Genomic DNA, 17,999 nt, shown 5'->3' with positions numbered 1-17,999 from the left:
TTCCCCTTGTTATCGCTTGTGGCCGGTATCGAGATGCCGTTCCATAAAGGCGGAATAGCGTGACATGCCGAAGCAGAAAATCCAGTAGATAAGACCAGCGAACACGAGGCCGGTAAGCGGCGTCATGGGCGTGATCCAGGTCGTATCCGTAAAGTTGAGCCTGATGATGTTCAAGAGGTCGAACATGCCGATGATGGCAACGAGCGACGTATCCTTGAACAGGCCGATGAAGGTGTTGACGATGCCAGGGATCACGAGCTTGATCGCCTGTGGAAGGACGATCAGGCGGGTTTTCTGCCAGTAGCTGAGGCCGAGCGAATCGGCACCTTCGCCCTGACCTTTCGGAATAGCCTGCAGGCCGCCACGAATGACTTCTGCCATATAGGCGGAGGCAAACAGCGACACACCGATCACGGCGCGCAGGAAGTTGTCGATGCTCCAGCCGGTGGGCAGGAACAGCGGCAGCATCACGTTTGCCATGAAGAGAACCATGACAAGCGGTACGCCGCGGATCACCTCGATGAAGACGACGCAGAGCGTCTTCAATACGCGCATGTTGGAACGCCGTCCGAGCGCCAAAAGGATGCCGACGGGGAAGGAGACCGCGATGCCGACGAAGGAGAGGATCAGCGTCACCATCATGCCGCCCCAGAGCGGGGTCTCGACCCGCTGCAGGCCAAGAACATTGCCATGCATGAGGAAGAACGAGACGACCGGGTAGACGAGAAACAGCAGAACGGCGTTCAGCGCCTTGTACGGCAGTTTCGGAATGAGGAGAGGCACGAGCAGCACGATCAGCATGAACCCGACCAGCATGACGCGCCAGCGCTCCTCGATCGGGTAGCGGCCGAACATGAACTGCTGGAACCGGTCACCGACAAACGCCCAGCATGCGCCTTTCCAGCCATCCGGCTGGGTGCCGCCCTGGACGACGGTGGCGCAGACCGAGCGATCGGCACCGACCCAACTCGCATTGATGAACAGCCAGTTGATGATGCCGGGCAGGGCGAAAGCCAGCGATGCGATGGCGACGATGGTCAGCACCACATCCTTTGGCGTTGCCAGGAGATTGGTCCGGATCCAGCCGCTTGCCGAACTGGCGCTGACCGGCGGCGGTTCCGGTGCAATCATGTCATTGCGAACGTAAGAGAGCTTGTGTGTAGACATGTCTTATCTCTCCACCAGAGCCATCTTGGCGTTGAACCAGTTCATGAACAGCGATGTCGCGATGCTGATGCTCAGATAGATGGTGAGCATGATCGTGATCATCTCGACAGCCTGACCGGTCTGGTTGAGCGAGGTGCTCCCGGTCGAAAACAGTTCGGGAAAACCGATTGCAACGCCGAGAGACGAGTTTTTGGTCAGGTTGAGATACTGGCTTGTCAGCGGTGGAATGATGATGCGGAAAGCCTGCGGTACGACAACCAGTCTGGTGATCTTGCCCGGCTGGACGCCGAGTGCAGCGGCGGCTTCCGTCTGTCCCTTGCCGACGCCCTTGATGCCGGCTCGGATGATTTCCGCGATAAACGCAGCCGTGTAGAGCGAAAGCGCCAGATAGAGAGCCACGAATTCCGGACGGATATTGGCGCCGCCGGAAAGATTGAAACGACCTTCGACGGGATAGTCGAAGGTCAGCGGCGAACCCATGGCGATGAATCCGAGAAGCGGCAGACCGATGATGATGGCGGCGGAGATCCAGCCGTTGGGCAATTGCTGCCCGGTTGCCATCTGGCGCTTGACCGACCACGTGCGGAAGACGAACGCGACAACGATGCCGACGAGAATGGCAACCGGGAGGATCCACGCGCCTTCGCCCCAGATCGTTGCCGGAAAGGTCAGGCCACGGTTGCTGAGGAAGGTCGAGAGCGGGCCCTGGATAGCATCACGCGGCTGCGGCAGAATGGCGAGAACGCCGGAATACCAGAAGAAAATGACCAGCAGCGGCGGAATGTTTCTGAACACCTCGACATAGACGGTGCAGAGCTTGGCGATCAGCCAGTTTTTCGACAGGCGACCGATACCGATGATGAAGCCGACGATGGTTGCCGTGATGATGCCGGTGACAGCGACCATCATCGTGTTGAGGAAGCCAACCAGGATCGCCCTGCCATAGGTCGAGTCGCTCGTGTAGGCGATCAGGGATTGCCCGATATCGAAGCCTGAGCGACCAGCGAGGAAGCCAAACCCGGTGGCGGTGTTGCTGCGGGCAAGGTTGACACTGACATTGTGTGCGATCGACCAGACGAGCGCAACGAGAATGACCAGCGTCAGCACCTGGAAGAAGATGCTCCGCGCTTTTGGATCGTAAATGAGTGACGTGGACGCGCGCTTAGTCGCAGGCGCACGGATCGAGTTGTCCGTCATGCTTTGCCAATCCCCTGTGACCCGTTGTGGGCCCTTATTGTTTTTGATTCTTATTGATCGTGGAGAATGTCTCGCAGGGCGGACGGAGCCACCCTGCGAGACGTCAGTCTATCAGTCGATTAACGGATCGGCGGTGCGAACTGCAGGCCACCCTTGCTCCACAGAGCATTCAGGCCACGTGCGATCTTCAGCGGGCTGCCGGAACCGATATTGCGCTCGAAGACGTCGCCGTAGTTACCGACGCCCTTGACGATGTTGTAGGCCCATTCGTTGGTCAGGCCGAGATCGGTACCGACCTTGGTGTCCTTCTCGGTGCCGAGGAAGCGGCGGATATCCGGGTTGGTCGAGTTCTTCATCTCGTCGATATTGGCCTGGGTGATGCCGAATTCTTCGGCCTGAACCAGGGCGTAGCCTGTCCACGAAACGATATCGAACCACTTGTCGTCGCCCTGGCGAACGGCTGGGCCAAGCGGCTCCTTGGAGATGATTTCCGGAAGAATGACGTGTTCGTCAGGGTTCGACAGCGCGAGACGCGTTGCATAAAGGCCCGACTGGTCCGTCGTGTAGACGTCGCAACGGCCGGCCTGGTAGGCGGCGTTTACTTCTTCGAGCTTTTCGAAGACGACCGGGTTGTACTGGAGGTTGTTGGACTTGAAGTAGTCGGCGAGGTTGAGTTCGGTTGTCGTGCCCGACTGAACGCAGACGGCAGCGCCGGACAGTTCAAGCGCCGACTTCACGTTCAGGCTCTTCGGAACCATGAAGCCCTGGCCGTCGTAGTAGTTGACGTAGCGGAAGTTGAAACCGAGCGCGGTATCGCGGCTGATGGTCCAGGTGGTGTTACGTGCGAGCACGTCGACTTCACCCGACTGCAGTGCCGTGAAGCGGCTCTGGGCCGTGGTCGGCGTGTACTTCACCTTCGTTGCATCACCGAAAACCGCAGCTGCGACGGCCTTGCAGAAATCGACGTCGAAGCCTTTCCAAGCGCCGGCCGAATCCGGCTGCGCGAAGCCGGCCAGACCGGTGTTGACGCCGCACTGAACGAAGCCCTTCGCCTTGACATCATCAAGCGTGGCCGCGGAAGCTGCCGAGGCAAAGCCAAGGACCGCTGCGCCAAACGCGGCAGACAAAAGCGTCTTTTTCATTTTCCCAACCTTATCTGTTGTTTTGTGTGATCTCTCGACACAGGCCGTTCCCCTGATTTTATGAATACGACCGGTCCCCCGCTGACCTCCCGGCGCGGGTGTTTATATCTCATTCGGAAACGAAGGCAGGGTCAAGGGCCACCCGTTCAAATTGCGTCCAAATTACGGTGTATTAGACTTTACCGCCTACGCGCTGGGCAAATGCTCAAGTTGTGTGCGAGTTGTGGCGGTTTTTATACCGAACGAGCATGCTAATATTGCACCGGTACTGGGAATTGGGCAGCGGGGTTGACCAGCCTGGAGGGCGGCGGCAAAACTGGCGCCATTGTCAACGAAAGTGCATTCCGGACATGTCCCAGAAAGATAAACTGATCGAAGAAGCGGGTCAGAATACGCGCCTTGCGCATATCGGAAACGATCCACGCGCGTATCATGGCTTCGTCAACCCGCCTGTCGTCAAAGGTTCCACGGTCCTTTTCCCGAATGCCGAAGCGATGGAAAAGCGCAGCCAGCCATACACCTATGGAACCCGCGCGACCCCGACGACGGACGCCCTGTGCGCTGCGTTCGACCAACTCGAGGGTTCTGCGGGTACGATCCTCGTTCCATCGGGACTGGCTGCGATCTCAATCCCGTTCCTGGCTTACCTGTCATCGGGCGATCACGCGCTGATCGTCGACTCGGTCTACACGCCCTGCCGGACTTTCTGTGACACGATGCTCACGAGACTGGGGATCGACGTCGAGTACTATGATCCGGAGATCGGGGCAGACATCACCAAGCTGATGAGGCCGAACACCAAACTCGTTCATACGGAAGCGCCCGGCTCGAATACGTTCGAGATGCAGGACATCCGCGCAATCACGGACGCTGTGCACGCCTATTCCGCAGACGTCGTGGTGACGCTGGACAACACCTGGGCGACACCGCTTTATTTTCGTCCGCTCGACTTCGGCGTCGACGTCTCGATCCATGCGACCACGAAGTACCCGTCCGGGCATTCGGATATCGTCATGGGTTCGGTGTCGGCCAATGCGAGGCATTTTCCGGCTCTTGAGGCCGCGCGGGTTGCAATGGGCATCTGCGGTGCGCCGGAAGATTCCTACCTGATCCTGCGTGGCCTGAGAACGATGGGTCTGCGGCTGGACCAGCATCAAAAAAGCGCCCTTGAAATCGCCGAGTGGCTGGAAGGTCGCGACGGCGTTGCGCGCGTCCTGCATCCGGCATTGCCAAGCTTTCCTGGCCACGAGATCTGGAAGCGTGACTTCAAGGGATCGAGCGGGATCTTCTCCTTCGTGCTGCAGGCCGAGCCTGAGAGGGCAAAGGCCAAGGCGCACGCCTTCCTCGATGCCCTGAGCTTTTTCGGCCTCGGTTACTCCTGGGGAGGATACGAAAGCCTTGCTCTGGTCGTAAATCTTTCCGACCGCACCATCCGCAAGCAGCCCACCGAGGGTGCAGTCATCAGGCTTCAGATCGGTCTCGAAGACGTGCCTGATCTCAAGAAAGATCTTGAAGCGGGGTTTGCCGCGGCGGCCGCGGTCTGATCGCTCAACCTCGACGCTACTCGGCGTCGAAACCGTAGAGCCAATCCAGATCCGCCGCGAGCGATTGCGGCGGACGCATTGAGAGAACAAAGTTGCGACCGAGCTTCAGCGGGCCGCGCGCATGATAGGCAAAGCGGTTGAATTCCCCGCGTGCTCGCACCTTGGCGACGCGACCGGCCCGTTCGGTCTCGTAGGCTGATAGCGCCTGTGTGAGCGAGGGCAGGGCGGCCACGCGGTTTGCCAGGATGAACGCGTCTTCGATCGCCATCGCCGCGCCTTGGGCCGCAAAGGGCAGCATCGCATGGGCGGCGTCGCCGATCAGAACAAGATCGCGGCCATTGTGCCAACGGCCCGGTGTCACCTGATAGAGCGGCCAGAAGGTCGGCTTGTCGGATGCGGCCAGTGTTTCGGCTATGCTCGGATGCCACCCCTTGAAATGACGCAGCAGCAGGTCTTTCTGGGCGGCGCTCGCTTCCGTATTCCAGCAATTGCCGGTGTTGCCGCCGGACGCGATGGCGACGATGTTGAAACTATCCTTCTCCTTGAGCGGATAGGCCACAATGTGTGCCGAAGGTCCGAGAAATGCACTGACGGCATTCGGCTTCAGCCAGGAAGGTGCCGCGCTCTTTGAAACCATGAAGCGCCAGGCGACACTGTTGGAAAAAACGGCTTCCGGATTTTTGGGAATTGCGGTGCGAATGCCAGACCAGACGCCATCTGCGGCGACGATCAGGTCATGGTGGCGTCCGGAGATCTCCGCAAGTTCGTCTCGAACGGCGCTCCCAATCTTCGAGCCCAGCCGAAGCGTGCAGAGCGGGTTGGCGTTAACGGCGTGGAGAAGCGCGTCTTGCAGCGTTGCCCTATGGAGGACGCCATAGGGCGATCTCCACCGCTCGCGGGCGAACCGGCCGGATGGCACATAGGCCAGCCGATGAAGCGAACGACCCGACACGAGCTGCACTTCATCCGGCTCGGTCCATAACGGTTCCAGATCGCTAAGAATGCCAAGCTTGCTCAGCACGCGCGAAGCGTTCGGCGACAACTGGAGCCCAGCGCCGACTTCCTGAAGGGAAGGCGCCTGCTCGAAGATGTCGCAGGTGATGCCATGGCGCGCAAACGCGAGCGCAGCGGTGAGACCCGCCATGCCCGCACCCACGATCGCTACTGTCTCGACAGCCATTTCTGGCTGCCGATCAGGCGGCCTTGACGTTGAAGACGCAGCCCGGAGGGTCGGTCTGTTCGGCCTTCAGGGTAGGGTTGTATTTGTACAGAGTGGAACAGTAGGAGCAGACTTTTTCGACTTCGTCGCCCATGTCGATAAAGATGTGCGGATGATCGTAAGGAACGGATGCACCAGTGCACATGAATTCCTTCACGCCGATCTGGATCGACGGGACACCGCCGTCGTTCTGGAAATGGGGAATGCTGTGGCCGGCCATGGTCGTCTCCAATGCGTACAATAGGGCACGTCTGATTTGGCGCGGACATTACCGCCGCCGCATTCAAAAGTGTAGTGCAAAAACCGCGATGCGAGGTGTCTTTCAGGGTTCAATCGCAAGCACCGATATCTTATGGTCCGCCGCCAAAACAGGATATCCCAGATGAACCTCAATGCCCCGGCCTTTTCCACCTTCAGCCATGACGGACTGAGCCTCTCCTATTTGGATGAGGGGAATCCGGCAGGCGATCCTGTCCTGCTCATCCACGGTTTCGCTTCCAGCGCGACGGTGAACTGGGTGCATCCGGGATGGGTGAAGACGCTCGGCGATGCCGGTTACAGGGTGATCGCCATGGACAACCGCGGCCATGGCGGCAGTGACAAGCCGACCGATCCGGACGCCTATCGCCCTTGGGTGATGGCAGCGGATTCGGTTGCTCTGCTCGATCACCTGCGCATCCCGGCAGCGCATCTGTTCGGCTATTCGATGGGCGCGCGTATCTCGGTGTTTGCAGCGCTCAACGATCCGGACAGGGTCCGGTCGCTGGTGCTCGGCGGTCTCGGTATCGGCATGACGGACGGGGTCGGTGACTGGGATCCGATCGCGGATGCGCTCTTGGCGCCCTCGCTTGAGAGCGTGAGCCATGATCGCGGCCGTATGTTCCGCGCCTTTGCCGACCAGACGAAAAGCGACAAGCAGGCACTCGCCGCCTGTATCCGCGGTTCGCGCGATTTGGTCGAACGCAGCGATATGGGCAAGATCGACGTTCCCACGCTGATCGGCGTTGGGACGAAGGACGATATCGCGGGTTCACCGCAGGATCTGGCCGATCTGATGCCGAATGCGACAGCGTTCGATATTCCCGGTCGTGACCACATGCTGGCCGTCGGCGACAGGGTTTTCAAGAAAGCGGTACTGGAGTTTTACGCGGCGCAGGCCTGAGCCCGGCTCCGCCACGGATTGGCAAGACTTCAGGTTTCCTTGAATTAACGATCAACGAAATGCGATTTCGCCGGCGTTGGTGTTGTCGTAAATCTAATCTATATATCGTGGCTTACGCCAAAGAGGAGACGGCCATGGCCGCGAGAACCGAAGTTCGCCAGACCGAGGACATTCGCCAGACCGATAGTGTCGCTAGCGTCGACCCCATATGGGACACGCTGCGGCAGGAAGCACGCGTCGCAATCGACCAGGACCCGTTGCTGGCCGCCTTCCTCTATTCAACCGTCCTGAACCACCGTTCGCTCGAAGAATGCGTCGTTCATCGGATCTGCGAACGGCTCGATCATCCCGATCTGCAGGCCGTCCTGCTGCGGCAGACATTCATGGAAATGCTGGACGAATGGCCGGATTGGGGTGCTATTCTGCGCGTCGATATCCAGGCCGTCTATGACCGCGACCCTGCCTGCCTGCGTTTCGTCGAGCCAGTCCTCTACTTCAAGGGATTTCACGCCATCCAGACGCATCGCTTGGCGCACTGGCTGTTTTACCGCGGCCGTCGCGACTTCGCGCTCTATCTGCAAAGCCGCGCCTCAAGTGTCTTCCAGACAGACATCAATCCGGCGGCTCAGATCGGCAAGGGGATCTTCCTCGACCACGCGACCGGCCTTGTCGTCGGCGAAACCGCGATCATCGGGGACAATGTCTCCATCCTGCATGGGGTCACTCTCGGTGGGACCGGTAAGGAGGGCGCAGATCGTCATCCGAAGATCGGCAACGGCGTGCTGATCGGCGCCGGCGCAAAGATCCTCGGCAATATCGAGGTTGGTGCCTGCTCGCGTGTGGCGGCGGGCTCCGTCGTCCTCAAAGCTGTTCCGGAAAAATCCACCGTCGCCGGTGTTCCGGCAAAGGTCGTCGGGACCGCGGGTTGCTCCGAGCCGGCACGCCTGATGGACCAGCTTCTGCGCGCCGAGGAATAGTCCGCGCCCGGACCTACTTGTTCCAGGAAAACTCGGGGCAGGGTCGTGCGGTGGAGAGAACGGCGGCTTTACTTTCGCCTTTCTCCCGTGCCAAAAGCGCATCGATTTGATCGCAAAATCTGACGGAGAAGATCGTGAACCCCGACGAAATCAAGAAGATCGACGACTATTTCAAGCGCCTTCTGAACCCCCAGATCGTCGTCAAGGCGCGTCCCCGCAAGAACGATTCTGCCGAAGTCTATCTTGGTGATGAATTTCTCGGCGTCGTCTATCTGGATGACGAAGATGGCGAGCGTTCCTACAATTTCTCCATGGCGATCCTCGACGTCGATCTTTGATCGCAGGATCCGACTGGTTTTCAAGAAACGTTGTCGAGAGGCCCTTCGTGGGCCTCTTTTGTTTTGGACGTAAGCCTCGAGCATGCAAGCTTCATTAGCATCTACTCTTCGACGGAATTTTGAGCGACAGGCGATCGCCGTTCGCGCGTCGGATCCGTACGCATGAAGCTGCAGCGTCGGAGGCTATGGCCATGATGCCGCCCGCCTTTTGGGTCAGTATGGCGGCAGAATTTGAGTTGCCGAATGTGGTACTTTTGGCTCGTCGCGAGCCCCTCTCGGCGGAATAGTGATTGCACAGCGGGAAAGGGGGCTTAAAATCCTTTCCCAAAGAACTACCTTTAGCAAGACTGAAGTCCTGTCGACCGGTTGTTCGCTATACCGCCGCTGGATGACTAGGGAATGAAAGACGATGATCGCACTGCCGATCTTGATGGAAAATGAAAAGAACGGCGACGGAGACAACGCGGGCCGCGGAACCTCCGTCATCACGCGAACGAAACCGAAAACCAAACGGCCTAACCTGTACCGCGTTCTCCTTCTGAATGACGACTACACGCCAATGGAGTTCGTCATCCATATTCTGGAGCGTTTTTTCCAGAAGGACCGCGATGCGGCAACGATTATCATGCTCCACGTCCATAACCACGGCGTCGGAGAATGCGGAATTTTCACCTATGAAGTAGCGGAAACCAAGGTGTCCCAGGTCATGGACTTCGCCCGGCAACACCAGCATCCGCTGCAATGTGTCATGGAAAAGAAGTGAGGAACCCGACGTGCCAACATTTTCGCCTAGTCTTGAAAAGGCTCTGCACCAGGCACTGACCTTCGCGAACGAGCGGCATCACGAATATGCCACACTCGAACATCTGCTTCTGGCGTTGATCGACGACGCCGATGCGGCGGCGGTCATGGGAGCATGCAGCGTCAACCTGGATACGCTCCGCAAAACCGTGTCTGAATATGTCGACAATGAACTCGCAAACCTGGTGACAGGCTATGACGAGGACTCCAAACCGACATCCGGCTTTCAACGCGTCATCCAGCGCGCTGTGATCCACGTCCAATCCTCCGGTCGTGAAGAAGTGACCGGAGCAAACGTGCTCGTCGCAATCTTCGCAGAACGTGAGAGCCACGCAGCCTTCTTCCTGCAGGAGCAGGAAATGACCCGCTACGACGCGGTCAACTATATCTCTCACGGCATCGGCAAGCGTCCGGGTTCCTCCCAGGCCCGGACCCCGCGTGGTGCTGATGAGCCCGATTCAGACGCCAAGCCTGTTTCGCGCAACGAGGAGGAAGGTCCCGGCAAGAAGCAGCAGGATGCCCTCAAGGCATACTGTGTCAATCTGAACGAAAAGGCCAAGAATGGCCGTATCGATCCGTTGATCGGTCGTCATTCCGAGGTCAACCGCACGATCCAGGTCCTGTGCCGCCGCTCCAAGAACAACCCGCTTTACGTGGGCGATCCGGGCGTTGGCAAAACTGCGATCGCCGAGGGACTGGCAAAGCGCATCGTCGAGGGCAAGGTGCCCGAAGCGCTGGCCGATGCGACGATCTTCTCGCTCGATATGGGCACCCTGCTTGCAGGCACCCGCTATCGCGGCGACTTCGAGGAACGTCTGAAGCAGGTCGTCAAGGAACTGGAAGATTTTCCAGGTGCTGTCCTGTTCATCGACGAAATCCACACCGTCATCGGTGCGGGTGCAACGTCGGGCGGTGCCATGGATGCGTCCAACCTGCTGAAGCCGGCTCTGTCCTCTGGCCAGATCCGCTGCATCGGTTCGACGACCTACAAGGAATACCGCCAGTTCTTCGAAAAGGACCGGGCTCTGGTTCGACGCTTCCAGAAAATCGACGTCAATGAGCCGTCGATCGATGATGCGATCGAAATCATGAAGGGCTTGAAGCCGTATTTCGAAGAGTATCACAAGCTGCGCTACACCAACGACGCGATCAAGTCGGCGGTGGAACTGTCAGCACGGTATATCTCCGACCGCAAGCTGCCGGACAAGGCGATCGACGTGATCGACGAGACCGGTGCAGCCCAGATGCTGCTGCCCGCTTCCAAGCGTCGCAAGCTGATCACGGAAAAGGAAATCGAGGCGACAATCGCCACGATGGCCCGCATCCCGGCGAAAACGGTTTCCAAGGATGACGAGATGGTTCTCGCCAACCTCGAGAAGGAACTGCGTTCCGTCGTATACGGCCAGGACGTCGCGATCGACGCGCTGTCGACGGCGATCAAGCTGGCACGTGCAGGTCTGCGCGAGCCGAACAAGCCGATCGGCTCCTATGTCTTCTCCGGTCCAACCGGCGTCGGCAAGACCGAAGTCGCAAAGCAGCTTGCCGCCTCGCTCGGCGTCGAGATGCTGCGTTTCGACATGTCGGAATATATGGAACGCCACACGGTCTCGCGACTGCTTGGCGCACCTCCCGGCTATGTCGGCTTCGACCAGGGCGGTCTCCTGACCGATGGTGTTGATCAGCACCCGCACAGCGTGGTTCTGCTCGACGAAATCGAGAAGGCGCATCCGGATATCTACAACATCCTGTTGCAGGTGATGGACCATGGATCGCTGACCGATCACAACGGCAAGAAAATCGACTTCCGCAACGTCATCTTGATCATGACGACGAATGCGGGTGCATCCGAGATGGCCAAGTCTGCGATCGGCTTTGGATCATCAAGACGCACCGGCGAAGATGAGGAGGCGATCAATCGCCTGTTCACACCGGAATTCCGCAACCGTCTCGATGCGATCATTCCGTTCGCACCGCTGCCGACCACGGTTATCCACCAGGTCGTCCAGAAGTTCGTGATGCAGCTGGAAAGCCAGCTGTCGGAGCGTAACGTGACGTTCGATCTGCATGAGGACGCGATCGCCTGGCTGGCGGAAAAGGGTTATGACGAGAAGATGGGCGCAAGACCTCTGTCTCGCGTGATCCAGGAATACATCAAGAAGCCGCTCGCCAACGAGATCCTCTTTGGCAAGCTTCGCAAGGGTGGCATCGTCCGCGTCACGGCCGGCAAAAAGGAAGATGGCACCGACGGTCTTCTTCTGGAGTCCATTTCGGAAACGGCCCGGGTAAAGCCGAAGCCTGAAGCGGAAGTGGAAGAGGCTGCCGACGAGATCAAGGCCAAGACGACAAAGTCAAAGCCTTCGAAAAAGTCTGCGCCGAAGGCCAAGGACAAGGACGGCGGTTCCGCGAAGGCAAATGTCGTCGAAGATGGCGACGTGATTGCCGAGGAAGCCCCGGCAAAGTCCGCGCCCCGCAAGGGTAGCACCGTGCCACGCGTCCCAAAGAGCAAGTAGCGCTCTTTTCCATCCGAGAAATCGATGCCGGGCTTGTCCCGGCATCGTCGTTTTTGTAGGTCCCGTAACGTCAATCATTTACGGGCATGCCAATGACCACCGAAAGCTCCGAGCGCAGCGGCCTTGCGTGGTTCCTCAAGGGCATGCGCGGCATCTTCTCCTTGCCGGCTTTGATCCTGATGACGTCCTATGTCGGTTTCAGCGCTTTTGCGGTAGAAGCCGGCCTGACACGAGGGCAGGCTGTCGCGATGACGCTCGGTATCTGGGCCCTGCCGGCCCAGATGATCCTGGTGGGTTCGATGTTGGGCGGCGCCAACATCGCCGCGTCCTTCCTCGCCGTGACGCTGTCGTCGATCCGGATGATGCCGATGGTGGCGTCGATCATGCCGGAGATGCGCACGAAGAAGACACCGCTGCCGGTTCTCCTGTTTCTCTCTCATTTCATCGCCATCACGTCCTGGGTCTTTGCGAGCCACAATCTCCGGCATGTGCCGAGAGAGCGCCGGGTTGCCTTCTTTGCAGGTTTTGGCATCACGCTGACCTGCACCAATGCGCTGATCGTCGGCGTCAGCTTTGGTGTCGTGTCTCAGTTTCCGCCGGTTGTGGCGGGTGCCTTGTTCATGCTGACCCCGGTCTATTTCATATCCTCGATCTGGGCGAGTGCAGCGCAGCCGGTCGTCCGGATCGCCTTCGTGATCGGCATCGTTCTGGGACCGGCCCTAGCGCTGGTAGCGCCGCAGTTCGACGTGCTTCTGGCTGGGATCGGCGGCGGCACGGTGGCCTATCTGATCGACCGCTATCGCCGCAAGCGCGGATCTGATCGTGGGGCCGCATGATGTTCGACGGGTACTGGACCTATATCGTCATCGCTGTCGCGGGATTTCTCGCAACCGATATCTGGCGCTGGCTCGGTGTGATCGCAGGCCACCGGCTGAAGGAGGATTCCGAAACGCTCTACTGGGTGAGGGCGGTTGCCACGGCATTGGTCATGGCGGTGACGGCAAAGCTGATCGTATTCCCGACGGGAACGCTGGCGCTCTCGCCACTCTGGCTGCGGCTTGCAGCGGCTGGTATCGGCTTTGCCGTGTTTCTCCTGACCGGCAAGCGGGTCGCGATCGGCGTGCTGACACCGATCGCCATTCTCGTCGCAGGACTGCTCCTGCTTCAACCCTGATCAGAAGCCAAGTTCGCCGATGATCTTCTCGGCATTGGCAGCGAGGACTTCCTTGTCCTCCATCTTGCCCGTATGCGGCTTCAACGGCTGGTTCTCGTAGCGCGGGATGACATGAAAGTGAAGGTGAAAGACGGTCTGTCCGGCCGGCGCTTCGTTAAACTGCGTGATGGTAATTCCATCAGCATCAAACGCATCCTTGACGGCGCGCGCGAGCTTCTGAACCACCGGAATGACCTTCGAAAGCACCGCCGCATCCGCATCGAGCAAATTGCGTGAGGGCGCTTTCGGAACCACCAGAACGTGACCCGGCGTCTGCGGCATCACATCCATGAAGGCGAGCGTGTCGTCGTCCTCGTAGACGCGGTGGCAGGGAATTCCGCCTTTGAGGATCTGGGCGAAGATGTTGTTCGGATCGTAGTCGTGACCGGTCATCGGTGGCGTCTCCCTTTCTGCTGCTCAGTCTTGTTCTTGCCGTTCACCCTTGCGGAAAGGGCTGTGCTCGGAGAGGTACTCATTCATGTATTCCACATCCTCCCGCTCTCGCTTCAGGTAGTCAGCAATCGCGCTGCGAAGGCCGGGATGGGCGATGTAATGCATCGAATGGGTGGTGACGGGCAGGTAACCGCGCGCAAGCTTGTGCTCGCCCTGTGCGCCCGCCTCGACCCGCTTCAGCCCATGGGCAAGCGCATAGTCGATCGCCTGATGGTAGCACACCTCGAAATGCAGGAAGGGATGGTCTTCGATACAGCCCCAGTGGCGACCGTAAAGCGCGTCGCCGCCAATGAAGTTGATCGCACCGGCGACGTACCGCCCCTCGCGCTTGGCCATGACCAGAAGAATGTCGTCTGCCATGCGTTCGCCGATCAGCGAATAGAAGGCCCGGGTAAGATACGGCCGGCCCCATTTGCGCCCGCCCGTATCCATGTAGAACGTGTAGAACTGGTTCCAGATGTCCTCGGTCAGGTCCTTGCCTGTCAGCCAGTCGATCGTGATGCCGTTCTCGAGCGCGGCTCGCCGTTCCTTCTTCAACGCCTTGCGCTTGCGCGAGGCGAGCGTTTCCAGAAACGCATCGTGATCGGCATAACCGTCGTTGATGAAGTGGAACTGCTTGTCGGTTCGGTGCAGATATTCAGCCTCTTCGAAAGCGATGACTTCATCATCCGGCACGAAGGTGACATGCGCGGACGATATGCCGAGCTGCCGTGTCACTTCCTGGAGACCTTCCGCGAGCGTGGTCTGCACCATCTCGCGATCAAAGCCCGAGGCAACGAGAAGGCGCGGACCGGTTGCGGGTGTAAATGGGACCGCACACTGCAGTTTGGGGTAGTAACGGCCGCCGGCGCGCTCGAAGGCGTCGGCCCAGCCATGGTCGAACACGTATTCGCCCTGGCTGTGGCTCTTGAGATAGCCGGGCACGGCGCCGATCAGTTTACCCTTGTCATCTTCCAGCAGGAGATGCTGGCCGTGCCAGCCTGTTTTTGCCGTTGCCGAACCGGATTCCTCCAGTGCGGACAGGAAGGCATGTGACAGGAACGGATTGTAGGGAACGGAAGACGTCCCTAAGGGATCGGCCTCCTTAGAGGCGCCGGAAAGCCGCGACCAGCTTTGTGGGCTGATCGCGGCAATGGATTTTTCGATGCGGATTGTCAGGTTGCCGGTCATTGGATCCAATTATGCGGCAGGGTTCTCCCGTGGGTCGAACCCTTCGAAGGTCATCTGCTCTGCATATTTATAGGTATGTTCGACGGCCTTTGCATCCCTCACCGTCCAGGTAATGATCGGAATTCCGGCATCAGCCTGCGCAGTGACGAATGAGTTGGGCAGATGCGCCCAGTGATAGGAGATGAAATCGAGGCCGAGCTGCATCGCTTCGTCGTGATTGAAGAACTCCTCCGGCTTTGAGCCTTCCGCGGTGAGGCCAAGCGGGTAGGGCGCCTCGGCCTGCTTCAGTGCACGCAGGATGTGGTAGTCGAAGCTCATCAGGGCAACCTTGCCCTCATACCCTTCCAATACGTCGAGAACGTCGTCAACGAAGCCGTCGTCCTCATCCGCTTGGCGACCCTTGATCTCGATGACAAGAGGAACGCGACCGGCGACGAGCGTGAGCATCTGCTTGAGCGTCGGTATCTTGTCCGCGGTGCCACCAATCGAAAGCATTCCGAGTTCGGCCGCGGTCCGTTCGCGAACGTCGCCCTTGATGCCGCAAAGGCGCTCCAGCTTGTTGTCGTGGAACACGACCGGGACGCTGTCTGCGGACAGCTGTATGTCGCATTCGATCGCGAAACCCGCATCAATGGCCCGGGAAAACGCTGACAGCGTATTTTCCCAGACCGTCTTGTTCATGTCGTGATAGCCGCGATGCGCCACCGGTACGTCCTTGATCCAGTCTGCAGATGTCATGCGGAGATCTCGATGATAGCCTCGATCTCGACCGCGGCGTTGAGTGGAAGTGCTGCCATGCCGACGGCAGCGCGGGCGTGCTTGCCAGCTTCCCCGAGCACGTTCGCAATGAGGTTCGAAGCGCCATTGGTGACGATGTGCTGTTCCGTGAAGCCCGGTGCAGACGCAACGAAGCTCGACAGCTTGACGACGCGCTTGATCCTGGTGAGATCTCCGCCAAGAGCAGCCTTCGCCTGCGACAGAATGTTGATGGCGCAGAGTTCTGCGGCGCGCTGCGCTGCCGGGACGTCGACATCGGCACCGACCAGGCCACTGACCGCAATCTTGCCGTTTTCGGTCGGCAACTGACCGGAGATATAGAGCATGTTGCCGCTGATCACGTAGGACACATAGTTGGCGGCAGGCGCTGCTGCCTCAGGCAGAACGATGTCCAGTTCCTGCAGGCGCGTCTCGATCGGGTTCGACATTTCGGTCTCCGGTTTTATTGTAAATTGCCCAAAAATCCTGCATCAAGGTCATAACCTCGGCTGATGGCGTTCTTACAACATCATGCATTGAGTCCAATAGGAGAATGTGAATGCTGCGCACGAGCCTTGGGATGTTCCTTGCCGGCGTGATGAGCGTGCCAGCGGCCTCCGCTGCCCCGATGAGCGCCGATACGGCGGCCCGCCTGCTCATTCCGCATCGCGCCGTCTACGACCTGAAGCTCAAGGATGCGTCCGAGCGGTCCGGAATCGAAGGGATGGTCGGACGAATGGTCTACGAGTTTACCGGCTCGGCCTGCACGGGGTTCACGACCAACTTCCGTCTCGTCACAAAGATAGATACCGGCGAGCAAACCCGCGTCAGCGACCAACAGACCAACACGTTCGAGGATGTATCGGCGCAGCAGTTTCACTTCGAGACCAAGTCGTTTACCGACGAACAGTTGGACAAGGAGGTCGCCGGTGACGCGACGACCGGCGAAACCGGCGTCAAAGTGGACCTGACCGGTCCCGAGGGGCGCGAAGTCGACCTTCCAGCCAGCGCGTTCCCTACCAATCACATGCTTGAAGTGATCAAGAATGCGAAGAATGGCAACCGGTTTTTCGAGGCACGCGTGTTCGACGGTTCTGAGGATGGCGACAAGTCGCTTCTGACCACGACAGTCATCGGAAAGCAGCAGGACCCGCAGAAGGAAGATCTTGATGCAGCCAAAGCCGGCGAGTTCTCCAAGGCCGCGTATTGGCCTGTGACCATTGCCTATTTCAACGAGGCAGCCGCGGGCGATCCGACGCCCGTCTACAACATGTCGTTCAAGCTCTATGAGAACGGCATCACGCGCGACCTGACCATGGACTACGGCGACTTCGTGCTTAGCGGAAGCCTGAGCAAGCTTGAGCTTTTGCAAAAGAGCGACTGCCAGGCAGATCAACGACCCGTTACCAGGTGACGACGGGATGAATTTGCTGCCGTCCTTCTCTATATAAGCGGTAGTTGAGTATGCACGTCCACCGAGGCGTGGAGAGGAGCGGTGTCTATGAGTTCGATTGGTACCATTCTTTCTGTCGCGATCCTGACAGGAGCCGCCGCGCTGACACTCGCGCCGACGACGGTCTCGGCGCAGGAGTGCCGTACCGATCCCTATCCGGGGATCAACTGGTCGAGTTGCGCCAAGCGCAATCTGATGCTGAGCGGATCCGATTTCTCCAAGGGTAGTCTTGCGGAGGCGGACTTAAGCTTTACCGATCTGCGCGATTCGAATTTTGCCGGTACCAATCTCACCAAGGCGAAGCTCATCCGCACCTGGATGGCAGGCAGCAACGCCGAGGGGGCGAATTTTTCAAAGGTCGAAGCGTATCGGTCCGACTTCCAGAAAGTACGCGCCAACGACGCGAATTTCACGAGCGCGGAGTTGGAGAGGTCCAATTTCTCGAAAGCGGAGTTGAACAACGCACGCTTCGAGAAAGCCGAACTCGGCAGGTCGAACTTCGACGGGGCCGTCCTGACCGGCGCAAGTTTCGCCTTCGCAAACCTGGCACGCGCCGACCTGACGAAGGCCGAATTCAAAGGTCCCCTCAATTTCCAGAGCGCCTTCTTCTTTCTGACGCGCATCGAAGGAGTGGACCTGTCGTCTTCGATCGGGCTCGATCAGCACCAGCTGAACGTGGCCTGCGGCGACCGGCGCACGAAACTGCCGGCCGGCCTGACACTGCCGGAAAGCTGGCCCTGCGGCGACCGCGAAATGGACTAGGGCTTCGGCCAGTCCCGCTCTTCCCAAAGACGGGCAGAGTCGAAAAACGCTTGCCTTTGTGGCCGATGCCTAGTATGGGCACCGGCATTCCACACGCAAGGCATGGGATGGTCCGGGAGAAATCCGGTCCGTTCC

The 17,999-nt window shown here is 59.1% G+C and carries 19 protein-coding genes; 10 read left to right on the top strand and 9 right to left on the bottom strand.

The features are described 5' to 3' along the window. Window positions 1-9: 9 nt before the first annotated feature. From ASG19_RS12740 to ASG19_RS12730, 3 genes are all read right to left on the bottom strand, one after another. Window positions 10-1,167 carry an amino acid ABC transporter permease gene (locus tag ASG19_RS12740; RefSeq protein ID WP_062457377.1) on the bottom strand — a complete coding sequence of 386 codons (1,158 nt, stop codon included), beginning with the start codon at window positions 1,165-1,167 and terminating at the stop codon, window positions 10-12. A gap of 3 nt (window positions 1,168-1,170) precedes the next feature. Beyond that, window positions 1,171-2,364, bottom strand: coding sequence for an amino acid ABC transporter permease (locus ASG19_RS12735; protein WP_062457374.1), 1,194 nt, complete (start codon window positions 2,362-2,364; stop codon window positions 1,171-1,173). Between the two features lie 119 nt (window positions 2,365-2,483). Next, on the bottom strand, window positions 2,484-3,506 hold the full coding sequence (locus ASG19_RS12730; RefSeq protein ID WP_062457371.1) for an amino acid ABC transporter substrate-binding protein: 1,023 nt from the start codon (window positions 3,504-3,506) through the stop codon (window positions 2,484-2,486). A 350-nt stretch (window positions 3,507-3,856) separates the two neighbouring features. On the opposite strand from ASG19_RS12730, the gene ASG19_RS12725 reads away from it, so the two are divergent. Beyond that, window positions 3,857-5,050 carry a cystathionine beta-lyase gene (locus ASG19_RS12725; protein ID WP_062457367.1) on the top strand — a complete coding sequence of 398 codons (1,194 nt, stop codon included), beginning with the start codon at window positions 3,857-3,859 and terminating at the stop codon, window positions 5,048-5,050. Between the two features lie 16 nt (window positions 5,051-5,066). On the opposite strand, the gene ASG19_RS12720 is transcribed toward ASG19_RS12725, so the two are convergent. Further along, on the bottom strand, window positions 5,067-6,230 hold the full coding sequence (locus tag ASG19_RS12720; RefSeq protein ID WP_062457365.1) for an FAD-dependent monooxygenase: 1,164 nt from the start codon (window positions 6,228-6,230) through the stop codon (window positions 5,067-5,069). A 13-nt stretch (window positions 6,231-6,243) separates the two neighbouring features. Continuing rightward, window positions 6,244-6,489: a zinc-finger domain-containing protein gene (locus ASG19_RS12715; RefSeq protein WP_062457362.1), complete on the bottom strand. Its 246-nt coding sequence runs from the start codon at window positions 6,487-6,489 to the stop codon at window positions 6,244-6,246. Window positions 6,490-6,651: 162 nt separating this feature from the next. Here ASG19_RS12715 and ASG19_RS12710 point away from each other — a divergent pair, with 162 nt between their 5' ends. The 7 genes from ASG19_RS12710 to ASG19_RS12680 all read left to right on the top strand — a co-directional run bounded on the left by ASG19_RS12710 (window position 6,652) and on the right by ASG19_RS12680 (window position 13,231). Beyond that, a complete protein-coding gene (locus tag ASG19_RS12710) occupies window positions 6,652-7,431 on the top strand; it encodes an alpha/beta hydrolase (protein ID WP_062457359.1) in 780 nt (259 codons plus the stop codon). Window positions 7,432-7,565: 134 nt separating this feature from the next. Then, window positions 7,566-8,408: a serine O-acetyltransferase gene (gene cysE / locus ASG19_RS12705; protein WP_062457355.1), complete on the top strand. Its 843-nt coding sequence runs from the start codon at window positions 7,566-7,568 to the stop codon at window positions 8,406-8,408. Window positions 8,409-8,542: 134 nt separating this feature from the next. Continuing rightward, entirely contained in the window at window positions 8,543-8,746 is a 204-nt protein-coding gene (locus tag ASG19_RS12700; protein ID WP_062457352.1) for a DUF3126 family protein, read from the top strand. Between the two features lie 409 nt (window positions 8,747-9,155). Next, window positions 9,156-9,509 (top strand): ATP-dependent Clp protease adapter ClpS, encoded by a 354-nt coding sequence (gene clpS / locus ASG19_RS12695; RefSeq protein WP_062457349.1) that lies wholly within the window; start codon window positions 9,156-9,158, stop codon window positions 9,507-9,509. A gap of 10 nt (window positions 9,510-9,519) precedes the next feature. Continuing rightward, the gene (gene clpA / locus ASG19_RS12690; RefSeq protein WP_062457347.1) at window positions 9,520-12,057 is read left to right on the top strand and encodes an ATP-dependent Clp protease ATP-binding subunit ClpA; all 2,538 of its coding nucleotides are present in this window, start codon (window positions 9,520-9,522) and stop codon (window positions 12,055-12,057) included. A 92-nt stretch (window positions 12,058-12,149) separates the two neighbouring features. Continuing rightward, the gene (locus ASG19_RS12685) at window positions 12,150-12,893 is read left to right on the top strand and encodes an AzlC family ABC transporter permease (RefSeq protein WP_062457344.1); all 744 of its coding nucleotides are present in this window, start codon (window positions 12,150-12,152) and stop codon (window positions 12,891-12,893) included. Then, complete coding sequence (locus ASG19_RS12680; RefSeq protein WP_062457341.1) at window positions 12,890-13,231, top strand: AzlD domain-containing protein; 342 nt, start codon at window positions 12,890-12,892, stop codon at window positions 13,229-13,231. The genes ASG19_RS12685 and ASG19_RS12680 overlap by 4 nt, the downstream gene beginning before the upstream one ends. Here the strand turns inward: ASG19_RS12680 and ASG19_RS12675 are convergent, their stop codons facing one another. The 4 genes from ASG19_RS12675 to ASG19_RS12660 are packed head-to-tail and all read right to left on the bottom strand — an operon-like array spanning window position 13,232 to window position 16,098. Next, complete coding sequence (locus ASG19_RS12675) at window positions 13,232-13,663, bottom strand: HIT family protein (protein WP_062457338.1); 432 nt, start codon at window positions 13,661-13,663, stop codon at window positions 13,232-13,234. A 24-nt stretch (window positions 13,664-13,687) separates the two neighbouring features. After that, window positions 13,688-14,893 (bottom strand): GNAT family N-acetyltransferase, encoded by a 1,206-nt coding sequence (locus ASG19_RS12670; RefSeq protein WP_062457332.1) that lies wholly within the window; start codon window positions 14,891-14,893, stop codon window positions 13,688-13,690. A gap of 9 nt (window positions 14,894-14,902) precedes the next feature. Next, window positions 14,903-15,631, bottom strand: a complete 729-nt coding sequence (locus ASG19_RS12665; RefSeq protein ID WP_062457329.1) for a glycerophosphodiester phosphodiesterase — start codon at window positions 15,629-15,631, stop codon at window positions 14,903-14,905. Beyond that, window positions 15,628-16,098 (bottom strand): RidA family protein, encoded by a 471-nt coding sequence (locus ASG19_RS12660; protein WP_062457326.1) that lies wholly within the window; start codon window positions 16,096-16,098, stop codon window positions 15,628-15,630. The genes ASG19_RS12665 and ASG19_RS12660 overlap by 4 nt, the downstream gene beginning before the upstream one ends. A gap of 110 nt (window positions 16,099-16,208) precedes the next feature. On the opposite strand from ASG19_RS12660, the gene ASG19_RS12655 reads away from it, so the two are divergent. Next, the gene (locus tag ASG19_RS12655; protein ID WP_062457323.1) at window positions 16,209-17,063 is read left to right on the top strand and encodes a cell envelope integrity EipB family protein; all 855 of its coding nucleotides are present in this window, start codon (window positions 16,209-16,211) and stop codon (window positions 17,061-17,063) included. An 87-nt stretch (window positions 17,064-17,150) separates the two neighbouring features. After that, complete coding sequence (locus tag ASG19_RS12650; protein ID WP_082476302.1) at window positions 17,151-17,864, top strand: pentapeptide repeat-containing protein; 714 nt, start codon at window positions 17,151-17,153, stop codon at window positions 17,862-17,864. Window positions 17,865-17,999: the final 135 nt, after the last annotated feature.

The sequence above is a fragment of the Rhizobium sp. Leaf306 genome, from assembly GCF_001423425.1.
Classification (GTDB): Bacteria; Pseudomonadota; Alphaproteobacteria; order Rhizobiales; family Rhizobiaceae; genus Neorhizobium; species Neorhizobium soli.
Note: the sequence above shows the minus strand (reverse complement) of the source record. Positions and strands in the feature narration are given on the sequence as shown.

Excerpts from the sequence above, each read along its gene's own strand:
- ASG19_RS12740 (WP_062457377.1), bottom strand. The coding sequence starts at position 1,167 with ATGTCTACACACAAGCTCTCTTACGTTCGCAATGACATGATTGCACCG.
- ASG19_RS12735 (WP_062457374.1), bottom strand. The coding sequence starts at position 2,364 with ATGACGGACAACTCGATCCGTGCGCCTGCGACTAAGCGCGCGTCCACG.
- ASG19_RS12730 (WP_062457371.1), bottom strand. The coding sequence starts at position 3,506 with ATGAAAAAGACGCTTTTGTCTGCCGCGTTTGGCGCAGCGGTCCTTGGC.
- ASG19_RS12725 (WP_062457367.1), top strand. The coding sequence starts at position 3,857 with ATGTCCCAGAAAGATAAACTGATCGAAGAAGCGGGTCAGAATACGCGC.
- ASG19_RS12720 (WP_062457365.1), bottom strand. The coding sequence starts at position 6,230 with ATGGCTGTCGAGACAGTAGCGATCGTGGGTGCGGGCATGGCGGGTCTC.
- ASG19_RS12715 (WP_062457362.1), bottom strand. The coding sequence starts at position 6,489 with ATGGCCGGCCACAGCATTCCCCATTTCCAGAACGACGGCGGTGTCCCG.
- ASG19_RS12710 (WP_062457359.1), top strand. The coding sequence starts at position 6,652 with ATGAACCTCAATGCCCCGGCCTTTTCCACCTTCAGCCATGACGGACTG.
- cysE (WP_062457355.1), top strand. The coding sequence starts at position 7,566 with ATGGCCGCGAGAACCGAAGTTCGCCAGACCGAGGACATTCGCCAGACC.
- clpS (WP_062457349.1), top strand. The coding sequence starts at position 9,156 with ATGATCGCACTGCCGATCTTGATGGAAAATGAAAAGAACGGCGACGGA.
- ASG19_RS12685 (WP_062457344.1), top strand. The coding sequence starts at position 12,150 with ATGACCACCGAAAGCTCCGAGCGCAGCGGCCTTGCGTGGTTCCTCAAG.
- ASG19_RS12680 (WP_062457341.1), top strand. The coding sequence starts at position 12,890 with ATGATGTTCGACGGGTACTGGACCTATATCGTCATCGCTGTCGCGGGA.
- ASG19_RS12675 (WP_062457338.1), bottom strand. The coding sequence starts at position 13,663 with ATGACCGGTCACGACTACGATCCGAACAACATCTTCGCCCAGATCCTC.
- ASG19_RS12670 (WP_062457332.1), bottom strand. The coding sequence starts at position 14,893 with ATGACCGGCAACCTGACAATCCGCATCGAAAAATCCATTGCCGCGATC.
- ASG19_RS12665 (WP_062457329.1), bottom strand. The coding sequence starts at position 15,631 with ATGACATCTGCAGACTGGATCAAGGACGTACCGGTGGCGCATCGCGGC.
- ASG19_RS12660 (WP_062457326.1), bottom strand. The coding sequence starts at position 16,098 with ATGTCGAACCCGATCGAGACGCGCCTGCAGGAACTGGACATCGTTCTG.
- ASG19_RS12655 (WP_062457323.1), top strand. The coding sequence starts at position 16,209 with ATGCTGCGCACGAGCCTTGGGATGTTCCTTGCCGGCGTGATGAGCGTG.
- ASG19_RS12650 (WP_082476302.1), top strand. The coding sequence starts at position 17,151 with ATGAGTTCGATTGGTACCATTCTTTCTGTCGCGATCCTGACAGGAGCC.